This window comes from Pseudomonas sp. D5(2026), assembly GCF_057766845.1.
On the sequence record NZ_CM173421.1, the window covers coordinates 5,009,820 to 5,023,039 of the forward strand.

Annotated in this window: 11 protein-coding genes, 2 tRNA genes and 2 pseudogenes; 5 read left to right on the forward strand and 10 right to left on the reverse strand. The window is 60.0% G+C overall.

Annotated features, from left to right (window positions below):
• Positions 1-51: 51 nt before the first annotated feature.
• The 6 genes from rplI to rnr all read right to left on the reverse strand — a co-directional run bounded on the left by rplI (position 52) and on the right by rnr (position 5,722).
• Positions 52-498, reverse strand: a complete 447-nt coding sequence (rplI, locus tag AC3B5Q_RS23180; protein ID WP_003249568.1) for a 50S ribosomal protein L9 — start codon at positions 496-498, stop codon at positions 52-54.
• 20 nt (positions 499-518) lie between these two features.
• Entirely contained in the window at positions 519-1,382 is an 864-nt protein-coding gene (locus tag AC3B5Q_RS23185) for a hypothetical protein (protein WP_021783886.1), read from the reverse strand.
• A gap of 33 nt (positions 1,383-1,415) precedes the next feature.
• A complete protein-coding gene (rpsR, locus tag AC3B5Q_RS23190; RefSeq protein WP_003249563.1) occupies positions 1,416-1,646 on the reverse strand; it encodes a 30S ribosomal protein S18 in 231 nt (76 codons plus the stop codon).
• A 28-nt stretch (positions 1,647-1,674) separates the two neighbouring features.
• A complete protein-coding gene (rpsF, locus tag AC3B5Q_RS23195) occupies positions 1,675-2,100 on the reverse strand; it encodes a 30S ribosomal protein S6 (protein ID WP_021783885.1) in 426 nt (141 codons plus the stop codon).
• 305 nt (positions 2,101-2,405) lie between these two features.
• Complete coding sequence (rlmB, locus tag AC3B5Q_RS23200; RefSeq protein WP_101196348.1) at positions 2,406-3,152, reverse strand: 23S rRNA (guanosine(2251)-2'-O)-methyltransferase RlmB; 747 nt, start codon at positions 3,150-3,152, stop codon at positions 2,406-2,408.
• A complete protein-coding gene (gene rnr, locus AC3B5Q_RS23205) occupies positions 3,149-5,722 on the reverse strand; it encodes a ribonuclease R (RefSeq protein WP_021783884.1) in 2,574 nt (857 codons plus the stop codon). Before rnr ends, rlmB begins: the two co-directional genes overlap by 4 nt.
• Before the next feature lie 272 nt (positions 5,723-5,994).
• Here rnr and AC3B5Q_RS23210 point away from each other — a divergent pair.
• The 4 genes from AC3B5Q_RS23210 (at position 5,995) to AC3B5Q_RS23225 (ending at position 9,073) form a co-directional block, all read left to right on the forward strand.
• Positions 5,995-6,081: transfer RNA gene (locus AC3B5Q_RS23210), tRNA-Leu, on the forward strand.
• A gap of 88 nt (positions 6,082-6,169) precedes the next feature.
• Positions 6,170-6,256 (forward strand) — tRNA-Leu (locus AC3B5Q_RS23215).
• Between the two features lie 238 nt (positions 6,257-6,494).
• The gene (locus tag AC3B5Q_RS23220) at positions 6,495-7,508 is read left to right on the forward strand and encodes an extracellular solute-binding protein (protein WP_101196349.1); all 1,014 of its coding nucleotides are present in this window, start codon (positions 6,495-6,497) and stop codon (positions 7,506-7,508) included.
• A complete protein-coding gene (locus AC3B5Q_RS23225; protein WP_003249548.1) occupies positions 7,508-9,073 on the forward strand; it encodes an ABC transporter permease in 1,566 nt (521 codons plus the stop codon). The genes AC3B5Q_RS23220 and AC3B5Q_RS23225 overlap by 1 nt, the downstream gene beginning before the upstream one ends.
• A gap of 63 nt (positions 9,074-9,136) precedes the next feature.
• Here AC3B5Q_RS23225 and AC3B5Q_RS23230 read toward each other — a convergent pair whose 3' ends face one another.
• Positions 9,137-9,511, reverse strand: coding sequence for a hypothetical protein (locus tag AC3B5Q_RS23230; RefSeq protein WP_135192562.1), 375 nt, complete (start codon positions 9,509-9,511; stop codon positions 9,137-9,139).
• 19 nt (positions 9,512-9,530) lie between these two features.
• Here AC3B5Q_RS23230 and AC3B5Q_RS23235 point away from each other — a divergent pair.
• Positions 9,531-9,685 (forward strand): annotated as a pseudogene (locus AC3B5Q_RS23235) (IS110 family transposase); the annotation flags it as partial.
• A 41-nt stretch (positions 9,686-9,726) separates the two neighbouring features.
• Here the strand turns inward: AC3B5Q_RS23235 and AC3B5Q_RS23240 are convergent.
• From AC3B5Q_RS23240 to AC3B5Q_RS23250, 3 genes and pseudogenes are all read right to left on the reverse strand, one after another.
• Entirely contained in the window at positions 9,727-10,101 is a 375-nt protein-coding gene (locus tag AC3B5Q_RS23240; RefSeq protein ID WP_028698112.1) for a hypothetical protein, read from the reverse strand.
• A gap of 133 nt (positions 10,102-10,234) precedes the next feature.
• Positions 10,235-10,498 (reverse strand): annotated as a pseudogene (locus AC3B5Q_RS23245) (type VI secretion system tube protein Hcp); the annotation flags it as partial.
• Positions 10,499-11,184: 686 nt separating this feature from the next.
• A complete protein-coding gene (locus AC3B5Q_RS23250; RefSeq protein WP_021783880.1) occupies positions 11,185-13,119 on the reverse strand; it encodes a methyl-accepting chemotaxis protein in 1,935 nt (644 codons plus the stop codon).
• Positions 13,120-13,220: the final 101 nt, after the last annotated feature.

The following is a 13,220-nucleotide window of genomic DNA, read 5'->3' on the forward strand; positions in this document are numbered from 1 at the left end:
GTGCCCGATGTTAACCGCCTGACTCGCAAGGAGCCAGCCAGTTAGCGCAGCTTAGGCAGCTACGACGACCACGCGTACGGTGGCTTCAACGTCGCTGTGCAGGTGCACGGCTACGTCGTATTCGCCAACCTGACGGATGGTGCCGTTCGGCAGACGAACTTCAGCTTTGGCCACTTCAACGCCGGAGGCGGTCAGGGCGTCAGCGATGTCGTGGGTGCCGATCGAACCGAACAGCTTGCCTTCGTCGCCAGCGGTGGCAGTGATGGTCACTTCCAGCTCGGCCAGTTGGGCAGCGCGGCTTTCAGCCGAAGCTTTCTTGTCAGCGGCTGCTTTTTCCAGCTCGGCACGACGCTCTTCGAACGCAGCCAGGTTGGCGGCGTTGGCAACGGTGGCCTTGCCGAATGGCAGCAGGAAGTTACGGCCGTAACCAGCCTTAACTTTTACTTTGTCGCCCAGGTTGCCCAGGTTAGCGACTTTTTCCAGCAGGATCAGTTCCATTTGGTAAAACCTCTTAACTTTTAACCTTCACCGTTCGCGGAGTCTTTCCCCGGAGGGGACTTGCGACCGCGAAAATCAATCAGGCTGTCGACAATGGCCAAAACCATCAGCAACGGATAAATCAGCTGCATGATCAGCGGCAGCGTCACGTACATCCCCACCAGCCAGAAACCGGCCAGTCGGCCCTGTGCCACCAGCCCGTGCATCAAGGCGATGCCGGCCAGCACCAATACCAGGCTCGAGGCAGATGCCAGGATGATGAACTGCGGCCCGATAAACGGAGCCACCACCATCACTGCCACCAAGGCCGCCGTGGCCTGTTTCGGCAACTTCAGTTCGCGAAACTCGCGACCGAAGCCTCCAGGGTTGTACAACGCTGCCTGCCAATAGCGCGCCAGCACCAAGGCCAGCACACTGAACAATTGCACCGTCACTGCTGTAGAAGCGACCAGCACAGGGCGGATCAGCTCGTCGGAGAGTACCGGTTGCCCCTCGATTTTCGGCATGGCTTCGGCAAACGCCTTGGCCAGCACATCGAAGGTTTGCGCCAGCGCCAGATCGAGCACGAGGCTGAAAGCCACGGCGAACACGGCACTGGCGAGCAACACCCGGCTCCAGGGATACTCGGCACGCAACATGGCGGCCAGGGCAATGGCACCCGCAATCACCAGAAAGGTGATGGGATCGCCCATGACCCACACGGCCAGCCCGGCCAGCAGGCCGCCGGCGATGACCGTTGTAGCATCCTTGAACCCACGCCGCAGCAGCACAAGGCTGCAGGCAGCGGCACTCAACCAGAACAGCAGCGGCAGTACCGCGCTGATGACCACCACGAGGGTGGCCTGCACACGACCGCGCATGATGAAACTTGCTAACGCTCGCATGCTAACCCCTTACTGCTTGTCGACGACCCGGTCTCAGCGGCCGTGGCTGTCGGTGTAGGGCAGCAGGGCCAGGAAGCGGGCACGCTTGATAGCGGTAGCCAGCTGACGCTGATAACGAGCTTTGGTACCGGTGATACGGCTTGGAACGATCTTGCCGGTTTCGGATACGTAAGCTTTCAGGGTGTTGAGATCTTTGAAGTCGATCTCTTTCACGTCTTCAGCAGTGAAGCGGCAGAATTTACGACGACGGAAGAAACGTGCCATTTAATAGGCTCCTCTAAAGGTCCGTGGATTACTCGTCAGCGTTATCGCTGGAGTCGCTGTCATTGCTGTCATCGCCTTCGGCGGATTCAGCATGCTCAGGACGCTCACGACGCTCACGGCGCTCGCTGCGGTTTTCTTCAGCCTTCAGCATCTCGGACTGGCCGGTAACGGCTTCGTCGCGACGGATGACCAGGTTACGGATAACGGCATCGTTGTAGCGGAAGTTGTCTTCCAGCTCGGCCAGGGCCTTGCCGGTGCACTCAACGTTCAGCATCACGTAGTGAGCCTTGTGAACATTGTTGATTGCGTAGGCCAGTTGACGACGGCCCCAGTCTTCCAGGCGGTGGATCTTGCCACCATCTTCTTCGATCAGCTTGGTGTAACGCTCAACCATGCCGCCGACTTGCTCGCTCTGGTCCGGGTGAACCAGGAAGATGATTTCGTAATGACGCATGAATGCTCCTTACGGGTTAGTAGTCTGCCAGCGAATCTGGTCAGACAAGGAGTGAATGACACTGTATGTCTTGCACGGAGGGGAGGCACATGAGCGCCTGCCAGCTCGGCAAGGGGCGCAATTGTAGAGAAGGCGTGCCGCACACGCAAGGCAATTGGCGAATATTTGAACAGCCTGAGATATTCAGAATGTGTCAGCCCCTATTCGCGGGCACGCCCGCTCCCACAGGCTCACTGCTGCCTCTGGCATTGCAGATTACCTGTGGGAGCGGGCGCGCCCGCGAATAGGCCGATACAGGCTGAAGATCAGCGCTTTGCCTGACGCTGACGGATGGCTTCGAACAGGCAAACCCCGGTCGCTACCGACACGTTAAGGCTGCTGACGCTACCCGCCATCGGTAACTTCACCAGAAAGTCGCAATGCTCGCGGGTGAGCCGGCGCATGCCCTTGCCTTCCGCGCCCATGATCATCACCAGTGGCCCGGTGAGGTCCTGCTGGTAGATCTCCTGCTCGGCCTCGCCAGCGGTACCCACGACCCAAAGGCCACGCTGCTGCAACTTCTCAAGCGTACGCGCCAGGTTGGTCACAGCCACCAGCGGAATGACTTCTGCCGCGCCACAAGCCACCTTTCGAACAACCGGCGTCAGCGTTGCCGACTTGTCCTTGGGCACGATCACTGCCGTGGCACCGGCCGCATCCGCGGTACGCAGGCAGGCGCCGAGGTTGTGCGGGTCGGTCACGCCGTCCAGCACCAGGATCAGCGGCGGCGTCTCTGTGCGCTCAAGCAGCTCTTCGAGCATCAGCTCGCCCCACACCTGGCTCGGGCTGACCTCGGCTACAACGCCCTGGTGCACACCTTCGACCCAGGCATCCATCTCACGGCGCTCGGCCTGGCCGACCGGCACGCGGTTTTCCGCGGCCAGCGCCAGCAAGGTCTCGAGGCGTGGCTCGCTGCGCCCTTCCGACAGCCAGATCTGCTTGACCCGCTTTGGATGGTGCTGCAGCAATGCCTGCACGGCGTGTACGCCGTAGATCTTTTCCAGCTGACTCATGAATTGCTCTTGCTTTTGCGTGGCGCGCCGGACTTCGACGGGCCTTTACGGTGCTTGGTCGGCTTACCGGACGGCTTGCCACCTTTCTCGGATTTGCTGCCGGCACTGCTGCGCGCGTCGGTCATCAGCGCTTTCTTCATCTCGCGGCTTTTACGCACTTCAGCGTTACGCTGCACAGCATCCTTGGGGAAGTACGCTTCGGACGCTTCGCTTTTGCGGCTGCGCGGCTTGGGCGTGGCTTTCGCTTCGGTTGCCGGCTGTTGCTCGGTTTTTTCGGCAGCCGGCGCGGCACCCCGCTGCTTGCGGCCGATCGGTGCGGCAAGGGTCTTTTCCGACACTTCGAAGTCAATCTTGCGCTCATCCAGGTCAACACGCATGACCTTCACTTCGATGGTGTCGCCCAAGCGGAAGCTGCGACCGGTACGCTCGCCGGCCAGGCGATGGTGTACCGGGTCGAAGTGGTAGTAGTCACCCGGCAACGCACTGACGTGCACCAGGCCCTCTACATAGATATCGGTCAGCTCGACGAACAGGCCGAAACCGGTCACCGCGGTGATCACGCCCGGGAAGGTCTCGCCCACGCGATCCTTCATGAACTCGCACTTGAGCCAGTTGACCACGTCACGGGTGGCTTCGTCAGCCCGACGCTCGGTCATCGAGCACTGCTCGCCGAGTTGCTCCAGGGTGTTTTCGTCGTACGGGTAGATACGCGCCTTGGGGATGCTCATGGCACCGGCACGCTTGACGTGCGGGGTATCAACCTTGGAGCGGATGATGCTGCGGATGGCGCGGTGCACCAGCAGGTCAGGGTACCGGCGAATCGGCGAGGTGAAGTGGGTGTACGCCTCGTAGTTCAGGCCGAAGTGGCCGTTGTTCTCGGTGCTGTACACGGCCTGGCTCAGCGAGCGCAGCATCACCGTCTGGATCAGGTGGAAGTCCGGGCGGCCGGCGATGCTCGCCAGCAGGGCCTGGTAATCCTTCGGCGACGGGTCCTTGCCCTTGTGCAGGCTCAGGCCCAACTCACCCAGGAAGGCACGCAGTTTTTCCAGGCGCTCCGGTGGAGGGCCGTCGTGCACGCGGTACAACGCCGGTACACCGTGCTTCTGCAGGAACTCGGCAGTGGCCACGTTGGCCGCCAGCATGCATTCCTCGATCAGCTTGTGGGCATCGTTACGCACTGTCGGGCGAATTTCAGCGATCTTGCGCTGATCACCGAAAATGATGCGGGTTTCCTGGGTTTCGAAGTCGATGGCACCACGCGTGTGACGCGCTTCCACCAGCACCTTGTACAGGTTGTACAGGTTTTTCAGGTCGGGCACGACCTCCTTGTACTCCTCGCGCAGCGCCTTGCCCTCACGGGTGCGGGCATGCTCGAGCATGCTGCTGACCTTGTTGTAGGTCAGGCGGGCGTGGGAGTGGATCACGCCTTCGTAGAACTGATAGTCGACCATCTGGCCGGCTTTGTTCATGGTCATTTCACAGACCATGGCCAACCGGTCGACGTGCGGGTTCAGCGAGCACAGGCCGTTGGACAGCTCTTCGGGGAGCATCGGCACCACGCGCTCGGGGAAGTACACCGAGTTGCCGCGCTGCTGGGCTTCGACATCCAGGGCAGAGCCCAGACGCACGTAGCTGGAAACGTCAGCGATGGCCACGTACAGGCGCCAGCCACCGGAGAACAGACGCAGCTTGCCCAGCGGTTCGCAATAAACGGCATCGTCGAAGTCGCGGGCGTCTTCACCGTCGATGGTGACGAACGGCAGATGGCGCAGGTCGACACGCTTCTCTTTGTCCTTCTCCTCGACTTCGGAGCGGAACTTGCGTGCTTCCTTGACCACATCATTGGGCCACACGTGCGGAATGTCGTAGCTGCGCAGGGCAACGTCGATTTCCATGCCCGGCGCCATGTAGTTGCCGATGACCTCGACCACATCGCCTTGCGGCTGGAAGCGCGGCGTTGGCCAGTGGGTGATCTTGATCTCGACGAACTGGCCGATCTTGGCACCGCCGTTACGCCCGGCGGTCACCAGCACTTCCTGCTGGATCTTCGGGTTGTCCGGGGTTACGTAACCGATGCCGCCTTCTTCGAAATAGCGGCCGACCACGCTTTCGTGGGCACGAGAGATGACTTCGACCAGCACGCCCTCACGGCGGCCACGACGGTCGACACCGGAGACGCGGGCCAGGCCGCGGTCACCATCAAACACCAGTCGCATCTGCGACGGGCTGAGGAACAGGTCTTCGCTGCCGTCATCGGGAATAAGGAAGCCGAAGCCATCGCGGTGGCCGGAGACGCGACCACAGATCAGGTCCAGCTTGTCTACCGGGGCATAAGTGCCGCGCCGGGTATAGATAAGCTGGCCATCGCGCTCCATGGCACGCAGGCGGCGGCGCAGGGCTTCGATCTGGTCTTCTTCATACAGACCGAACTCTTTTGCCAGCTCCTCGCGGGCAGCAGGTTCGCCTCGGTCGGCGAGACGCTGCAGGATCAGCTCACGGCTGGGAATGGGGTTGTCGTATTTTTCCGCTTCGCGAGCGGCCTCGGGATCGAGGGATTGCCAATCGGCCATCAGAAGGGGTTCACCTTGGGGTATATAGATATGAATTCTGGCATAGGCGTATTGAAACCGGAAATGTCTGCCTTGGACAGCCCCCGCTGCAGTGCATAAACAGCAGAAATAGGCTTGTGGAATCAACGGGTTGAATTTTTTGAATTTTTTTTCGGCTGGGGGCTTTACAGCCTTGGGGAGCGTCCGTATAGTGCGCACCACAACGACGGACAACCCCGAAGTTGTAGTAGAGATGAACGACGCTGTAAAGCATCAAGTAACCTCGAATGTGTGCCCAGGTGGCGGAATTGGTAGACGCGCTGGTTTCAGGTATCAGTGACCGCAAGGTCGTGGAAGTTCGAGTCTTCTCCTGGGCACCAAATATTTTCAAGTAACAGATGACCAAGGATCTGTTACTACTGTGTGAAAGCGAACGATAGTCGCCTTCTGCAGATGATGTAAAGCTTTGCCCAGGTGGCGGAATTGGTAGACGCGCTGGTTTCAGGTATCAGTGACCGCAAGGTCGTGGAAGTTCGAGTCTTCTCCTGGGCACCATACAAAAACCCACTAGCTTGCTAGTGGGTTTTTTCTTGCCTGCGATTTTTTGTGCCCCCCTCCTCGATACGCGCACGTTGTAAGAGCGGGCTCACCCGCGAATCCCCCCCTACAGGCAACACACCCCAACCCCTTGCACCATGGTCTGACCATGAATTTCTCGTCACCCGGCCACTTGAGAAAGAATTTCGTTTACCATTGTTTCCAAATATGTAGCCGTAAGCGAGGAAGTACCCGCATGACGATCCGCCCGCAACCGCTGATGCGTACCTTGGCCGCCGCACTGCTGAGCCTGGTCATCGGCGCTCCGGCCGCCATGGCAGACGCACCGGTCACGCTGACCATGTACAACGGTCAGCACAAGGAAATCGGCGAAGCCATTGCCAAGGCCTATGAGGCCAAGACCGGCATCCACATCGACATCCGCAAAGGCAGCAGCAATCAGCTTGCCAGCCAGATCATCGAGGAAGGCGACCGCTCGCCGGCCGACATCATCTACACAGAAGAGTCCCCGCCCCTGAACAACCTGGGTGAGCTGGGCCTGCTGGCCAAGATTGACGACGCCACGTTGAACATGATGCCCAAGGAGTACGTTGGCGCCAACGGCACCTGGATGGGTATCACCGCCCGTACGCGCATCGTGGTGTACAACCCGAAGAAAGTCGACGAGAAAGACCTGCCGACCACAGTGATGGACTTCGCCAACCCTGAGTGGGAAGGCCGCGTCGGCTACGTCCCCACCAGCGGTGCGTTCCAGGAGCAGGCCGTGGCCATTCTGAAGATGCACGGGCGTGAAGCCACCGAAGAATGGTTGACCGGCCTGAAAGCCTTCGGCAAGACCTACACCAACAACATGGTTGCCCTCAAAGCCGTAGAAAAGGGTGAAGTGGCTGCGGTACTGGTGAACAACTACTACTGGTACGCGCTTGAACGCGAACGCGGCAAGCTGGACACCAAGCTCTATTACCTGGCCGACGGCGATGCTGGCAACCTGGTTACTATCTCCGGCGCAGGCGTGGTCAAGGCCAGCAAACACCCGAAAGAAGCCCAGGCCCTGCTCAACTGGATGGCCAGCGAGGAAGGCCAGCGCGTGATTACCCAGACCACCGCCGAGTACCCGCTGCACAAGGGCATGGTTTCTGACCGCGGCCTGAAGCCGTTCGACGAACTGCGCCCGCCGAAGATCTCGCCAGCTGACCTGGGCAATGCCGAGGAAGCCATCGAACTTGAGCGTGAGGTCGGCCTGCTCTGATGACTGCCGCCCTGTCCGAACCGGTGCCGGTACGCTTCGTACCGCGCCGCAAGCGCCCTTCCATCTGGGTAGTGCTGCCTGTGCTGTTCCTAGTGGCAATGAGCTTGCTGCCACTGGCTTATGTCGCCATCAAAGCCTGGGAAGCCGGCTGGCGCGAAGCTTTGCACCTGCTGTGGCGGCCCTTTGTCTGGGGGCTGATGCGCAACACCCTGATGCTGATGGTCGGGGTGACGCTGACCTGCATGGTGGTCGGCCTGGCACTGGCCTGGCTGCTGGAGCGCAGCAACCTGGCCGGCCGCCGGTTGTGGGGCGTGGTGCTGTGCCTGCCATTCGCCGTGCCGTCGTTCGTCAGCAGCTTCACCTGGGTGTCGCTAAGTTCGGACTTTGAAGGCCTGGGCGGCGCGATCATGGTCATGGCCCTGTCCAAGTACCCGCTGGTGTTCCTGCCCGTTGCCGCAACCCTGCGCAACCTTGACACCTCGCTGGAGGAGTCGGCACGCACCTTGGGTTGCAGCCGCTGGGGCGTGTTCAGCAAAGTCACCCTGCCGCTGCTGTGGCCGTCGATGCTCGGCGGTGCGCTACTGATTGCCCTGCATATGCTGGTGGAGTTTGGCGCGCTGTCGATCCTCGGCCTGCAAACCTTTACCACGGCGATCTACCAGCAGTTCGAACTGGAGTTCAGCAATGCCAACGCGGCCATGCTGTCTGCCGTGCTGTTGGCGATGTGCCTGGCAATGCTGTGGCTGGAACTGCGGGTGCGCGGCAAAGCCCGCCATGTACGTATTGGCCAGGGCGTAGCGCGGCGTGCGCAACCGGTGCGGCTGCGCGGCTGGGCGGTGCTGGCGCAACTGTTCTGCGTGGGCCTGGCGGTGCTGGGCAGCGGCATTCCGCTGGCGATGCTCGGTTACTGGCTGAGCGTAGGTTCGTCGGCGGCATTTCCGGTGGCGGCCATCTCGAAGGCGTTGTTCACCTCGCTGTCGGTGTCGCTGGGCGGTGCTGGCTTCTGTGTGCTGCTGGCTCTGCCTATCAGCTTTTTAGTGGTGCGCTACAAAGGCCGCCTGGCGATCTGGGCCGAGCGCCTGCCCTATCTGCTGCACGCCCTGCCCGGCTTGGTGATTGCCCTGACCCTGGTGTTTTTCGCCCTGCACTACGTGCCGGCGCTGTACCAGACCACGGCGCTGCTGCTGCTGGCCTACGCGCTGCTGTTCCTGCCGCTGGCCCAGTCGCCGGTGCGCACCGCGCTTAACAAGGCTTCGCCGACGCTGGAAGAAGCCGCACGCACCCTGGGCGCCAGCAGCTTTGCCGCGTTCTGCCGGGTGACCTTGCCGATCATCTTCCCGGCCATGGCAGCGGCCTTTGCACTGGTGTTCCTGGATGCCATGAAGGAGCTGACGGCTACCCTGCTGCTCAGCCCGACCGGCATGACCACCCTGGCCACCGAAGTGTGGGCGCATACGGCCAATGTCGAGTTCGCGGCGGCGGCGCCGTATGCGGCGCTGCTGATCGTGGTGTCGGGGTTGCCGGTTTACTTGCTGACTACGCGGATGTATTTGAACAAGGCTTGAAAGCTTGCCCAGGCCGCCATGTGGCCTGGGCACAAGCCTGAGTGCCTAGACTTCATCACAAGTTCACTTTAAAACTCCCACTAGCCAGTTGAAAGCAAAGAACAAGGTCGTAGATACTACAAGCCCCACCCAAGAGGGCAACAAAACTCTTTCCATAGACCTTGGGAAACTCTCGAGATCTGAAATATCTGCCACACCTTTTCGAACAAACAACCCTGGAATCATGAGCATATTTGCCGCCAGGCAAGTACGCATTAATTTTCCAGCAAGGCCAGCCGCTGAAAAGTTCCCCCTATTATCCTGAATATACTTGCATTTCGCTAAAGCTTTTTCGATAGCTTCTATAGATCGACAAGCAAAGTAAATCATCACACACACGCTGATTGACATACAAGCGAGCAGGATAGATGCGATTATCGTCATTGCTTCGGTACTCACTTCCGCACTCTCATAAATCACTGCGCATCAGTTGGTACGTCTGGTGTACAGCCTGTTAACCAAGAAGCAGGCTTATGTTGAACAAGGTCTTGAAGAGTTCGGAACCGAGACCGGCAGGTCAGGGCTTTGCTTCGCAAAGCCCGAAAACTGGGGTATCAGTTGGTGACTGCTTGAGTGCTTAGAAAACAATGGGTTGCATTCTGTTTGACCAGAGCTTACCTCAAGTACTCTATCCAAACAAAAAAAAGAACAATCAATGCAATCAGCAAAATTTGTACAGTCCACAAGCGCACTAACAGCCTTTGCAGGTCGGCGGAAACCTTAGCAATATCATTGCGATCTAATAGGCCCTTTCGAACGCTAAAATATTTCATAGACAGCATTGCAGAAATTGATCCTAGCCGCATGACTTTCCCAAGTAGCCCAGCATGAGAATATATTTCTCTGTTCACAGCCACCATTCGGCTATTTGACAAGATTGATTCGATACGATCCAGATATCGATACGCAACGAATACCCACACACCAAACATCAAAAACGGCGAGATAATTACAAACACACCAAGCACTGCCAGGTGCAAGTTACTCATCGCACTGCCTCATACAAAATCTCCCCTACGCTTTCTCCCAATACCTCACCAAACTCACCGCCAGCAATACCTCCAGCCGCTCCCCCCAATACCGCACATGCGAAAGTTGCCGTTCCACCGGTGGGAATACCTACAGCGACAGCTTCACTTCCTTCAGGTGCTGCCCGGCACAGCGCGCCTCCAGCAGCTTGTAGCTGGCACTGTCCAGATACCTAGTGAAGGTGACGTTGGTGAGTGTGGTGCGGCCTGATGATGCGCCGCCCGCGGAGCTTGCGGTGGCAGAGATGCTCTGGTTGGCACCGAACTTGTAGCCGATGATTTCGACCCAGTTGGCGTACTGCTCGTCCAGTGCTTCGCCAGTGATCTCTGCGATTTGAATATAAGCATCGAAGGCCAAGCTTACCTCTCCTTGGTAATGATTGGACTGATAACGACGGTGTCCGGACATCGCTGCCGTGAGGTTGTTCCCGAAGGCGAATGGCGGATTGGCGCTGCGTGCCTTCAGATGCGACTGACCCTAGCGCCCTAGGCCCGATGCCGGAATCATACGCGTCCGGCCAGGGCCAATTTGAGAAATTGCCTACAAATTTGATGATGAATGCCGGGTGATCACGTCAAAAATGTTTCAAGTCGAGATTGGCCAACATCCGGCACACAATCGGCCGATAGCCAGTTCAGACAGGGATCGCATCAGGGCTGACAGGTGTTTGCCACAAGATATGCAGCGCGTGTGGGATCGAGCGCCGCCCGCGCGGCGCGCATCGCGAGCTGGCGCTCGCTCCTACGTTTGTTTCGGGCCAGTCACGCCTGTGATAGGCGCGCGCGACCGCCTTGTTTGTACGACGCAATATCGCGCCATGCGCCAAGGCGTTCGCGCGCAAATCCCATAGGAATAATTGGCACGAAACAAACGTAGGAGCGAGCGCCAGCTCGCGATGCGCGCCGCGCAGGCGGCGCTCGATCTCACACGCGATGAAGATGCTGTGACGAACACCTGCCAACCCTGACGGCCACCGCGCCGCTCCAAAACCTGCGCAATACCTGTGGGAACCGGCTCGCCGGCGACAGGGCCAGCCCAGGCAATCAAGCCCTGAATTGACCCAGGCTCGCCCGCAGTTGCGCGGCCAACTCATCCAGCACCTTGCTGCTGGCCGTAGTCTGCATCACCACCTCAGCCGAACGCTCAGCCTGAGCATGGATAGTCTCCACTCGCCCACGCACCGCCTGCGCGCCATTCGCCTGCTGCTCGGCCGCTCGGGTCGCCAGGCCAATGGCCGCATGCACCTGCTCCACCGCCGCCTGCACTGACTGCTGCCGACGCTCGTTGTCACGCAGCACCAGCAAGCCTTCGCTAGCCTTGAGCCCAGCCTGGCTGATGGTGGCCACAGCTTCCTTGGCGCCCTTCTGCAGCGCTGCGATGTGCGCCTGGATATCGCCCGTAGAGCTTTGCGTCTTGCTCGCCAGCGCGCGCACCTCGTCGGCCACCACGGCAAAGCCGCGCCCGGTTTCGCCAGCACGGGCCGCCTCGATGGCGGCATTCAAGGCCAACAGGTTGGTCTGCTCGGCGATGCCGTGGATCACCGTCAGCACCACTTCAATCTGCTCGCTCTGCTTGGCCAGGCGCTCGATCACCTGGGAGCCGGCATCCACCTGCCCAGCCAGGTTCTCGATCAACCCGGCAAGCTGGGTCGAGGTGCGGCTGTTTTCATCGGTCGCCTGGCGGATATCCACCACTTGCTGCAACGCCGCCTGCATCGCATGACTTTCGGCTTGTGCTTCATCAGCCATGCTCGACAGGTCGCGCAGGCTCGCCGCTACTTCGTCGCGCTGCAACGCGGCGGCAGCATCTGCGCCGGCGTTGCGCTGGGCCATCGCACCAATCTCCACACCCGTGCGCTGCGCCACCTCGCCGGCTTCGCGCACAATCGGCTGCAACTTGTCGACAAAGCGGTTCACTGCCGAGGCCATGTCGCCGATTTCATCGCGGCTGTCGAGCGGCACGCGCTTGGTCAAGTCACCTTCGCCGGCCGCCAGGTCATCAAGAGCGGCAATCAACAGGCGCAGCTTGCTCAGTACCCGGCGGCCTAACACCAGAGCCACCACTACCAACACCCCGAGGCCGACCAGCACCAGGCCCAGACCGATACGCCAGCGCAGCTCTGCAGCGGCATCGCGCACGGTTTGCGCGGTATTGGCCTGCATGGCGGCAGCACTGCCCTGCGCCTTCTCAAGGCGCTCACGCAGGGTCTTGCCGCTATCGGCAGCAGCACCGACCAGGCTGTCGCCAACCAACTGCTCTCCGCTAGCGATCAGCGCCGCGAAGCGCTGGTCCAGCGCCTTTAGCTCATGGTCGATGCCGGCAGTGGAAACCCCCATTACCACCTTACCGATTTCCGTGCCATTGGGGCTGATCGAGGCTTCGACGAAGTACACCGCCGGGTCACGCCGGGCAGCATCAATCACCTTGTCCAGCGCACGCTCGCCCTGGCCTTTTTCCATCAAGGCCTGGTTGATCGGGTTTTGCCGGTTGAGGTAGCGAGTCAGGTGCTGACCCTGTGCGTCGTCGTACACCACGAACAACACGTTCGGATTGCGCTGCGCGCGTCGGGCAAAGTCCGAAAGTACAGGCACGTCGTTGTCCCAGATCGCCCGCGGCGCAACCGAAGCCAGCAGCTCGGCCATGTCGTTGGCGGAATCCTTGAGGTTCTTTTCCAGGGTACTGCGAAGTTGCTGCTGTTCGCTTTGCAGGCGCTCCGACAACCCTGCGCTCAGGCGCTGGCGGGTGCTGCTGGACAGGCCGTCGAGCCCAGAGCGCACATCTTGCCCGGCTTGCTCCAGTTCGCTTGCGAGTTGGCGGCTGTCATTACCCAGTCGCTCGCCAAGGTCAGCCTCCAAAGCGGTGACTGTGCTTCGGGTAAGCGCAACGGCAACCAGCACCTGCACCAAAAGAGCGATACCAAGGGCAACAAACACAGGCCGCAAGAGGCGGCTTCGTAACAGTGAGAGGATGGCAGACACGGTGTAACCCTCGTGTTTTCTGGCGCCACTATTTTGATGGCATCTACAGAAACTTCTTACAGCAAGGGTTGTGCCGTAGGCAGCAGGGAAATGCGCCAAGG

What these genes read in the sequence shown, in the direction of transcription:
- rplI (WP_003249568.1), bottom strand. Translation starts at nt 498, where the DNA reads ATGGAACTGATCCTGCTGGAAAAAGTCGCTAACCTGGGCAACCTGGGC.
- AC3B5Q_RS23185 (WP_021783886.1), bottom strand. Translation starts at nt 1,382, where the DNA reads ATGCGAGCGTTAGCAAGTTTCATCATGCGCGGTCGTGTGCAGGCCACC.
- rpsR (WP_003249563.1), bottom strand. Translation starts at nt 1,646, where the DNA reads ATGGCACGTTTCTTCCGTCGTCGTAAATTCTGCCGCTTCACTGCTGAA.
- rpsF (WP_021783885.1), bottom strand. Translation starts at nt 2,100, where the DNA reads ATGCGTCATTACGAAATCATCTTCCTGGTTCACCCGGACCAGAGCGAG.
- rlmB (WP_101196348.1), bottom strand. Translation starts at nt 3,152, where the DNA reads ATGAGTCAGCTGGAAAAGATCTACGGCGTACACGCCGTGCAGGCATTG.
- rnr (WP_021783884.1), bottom strand. Translation starts at nt 5,722, where the DNA reads ATGGCCGATTGGCAATCCCTCGATCCCGAGGCCGCTCGCGAAGCGGAA.
- AC3B5Q_RS23220 (WP_101196349.1), top strand. Translation starts at nt 6,495, where the DNA reads ATGACGATCCGCCCGCAACCGCTGATGCGTACCTTGGCCGCCGCACTG.
- AC3B5Q_RS23225 (WP_003249548.1), top strand. Translation starts at nt 7,508, where the DNA reads ATGACTGCCGCCCTGTCCGAACCGGTGCCGGTACGCTTCGTACCGCGC.
- AC3B5Q_RS23240 (WP_028698112.1), bottom strand. Translation starts at nt 10,101, where the DNA reads ATGAGTAACTTGCACCTGGCAGTGCTTGGTGTGTTTGTAATTATCTCG.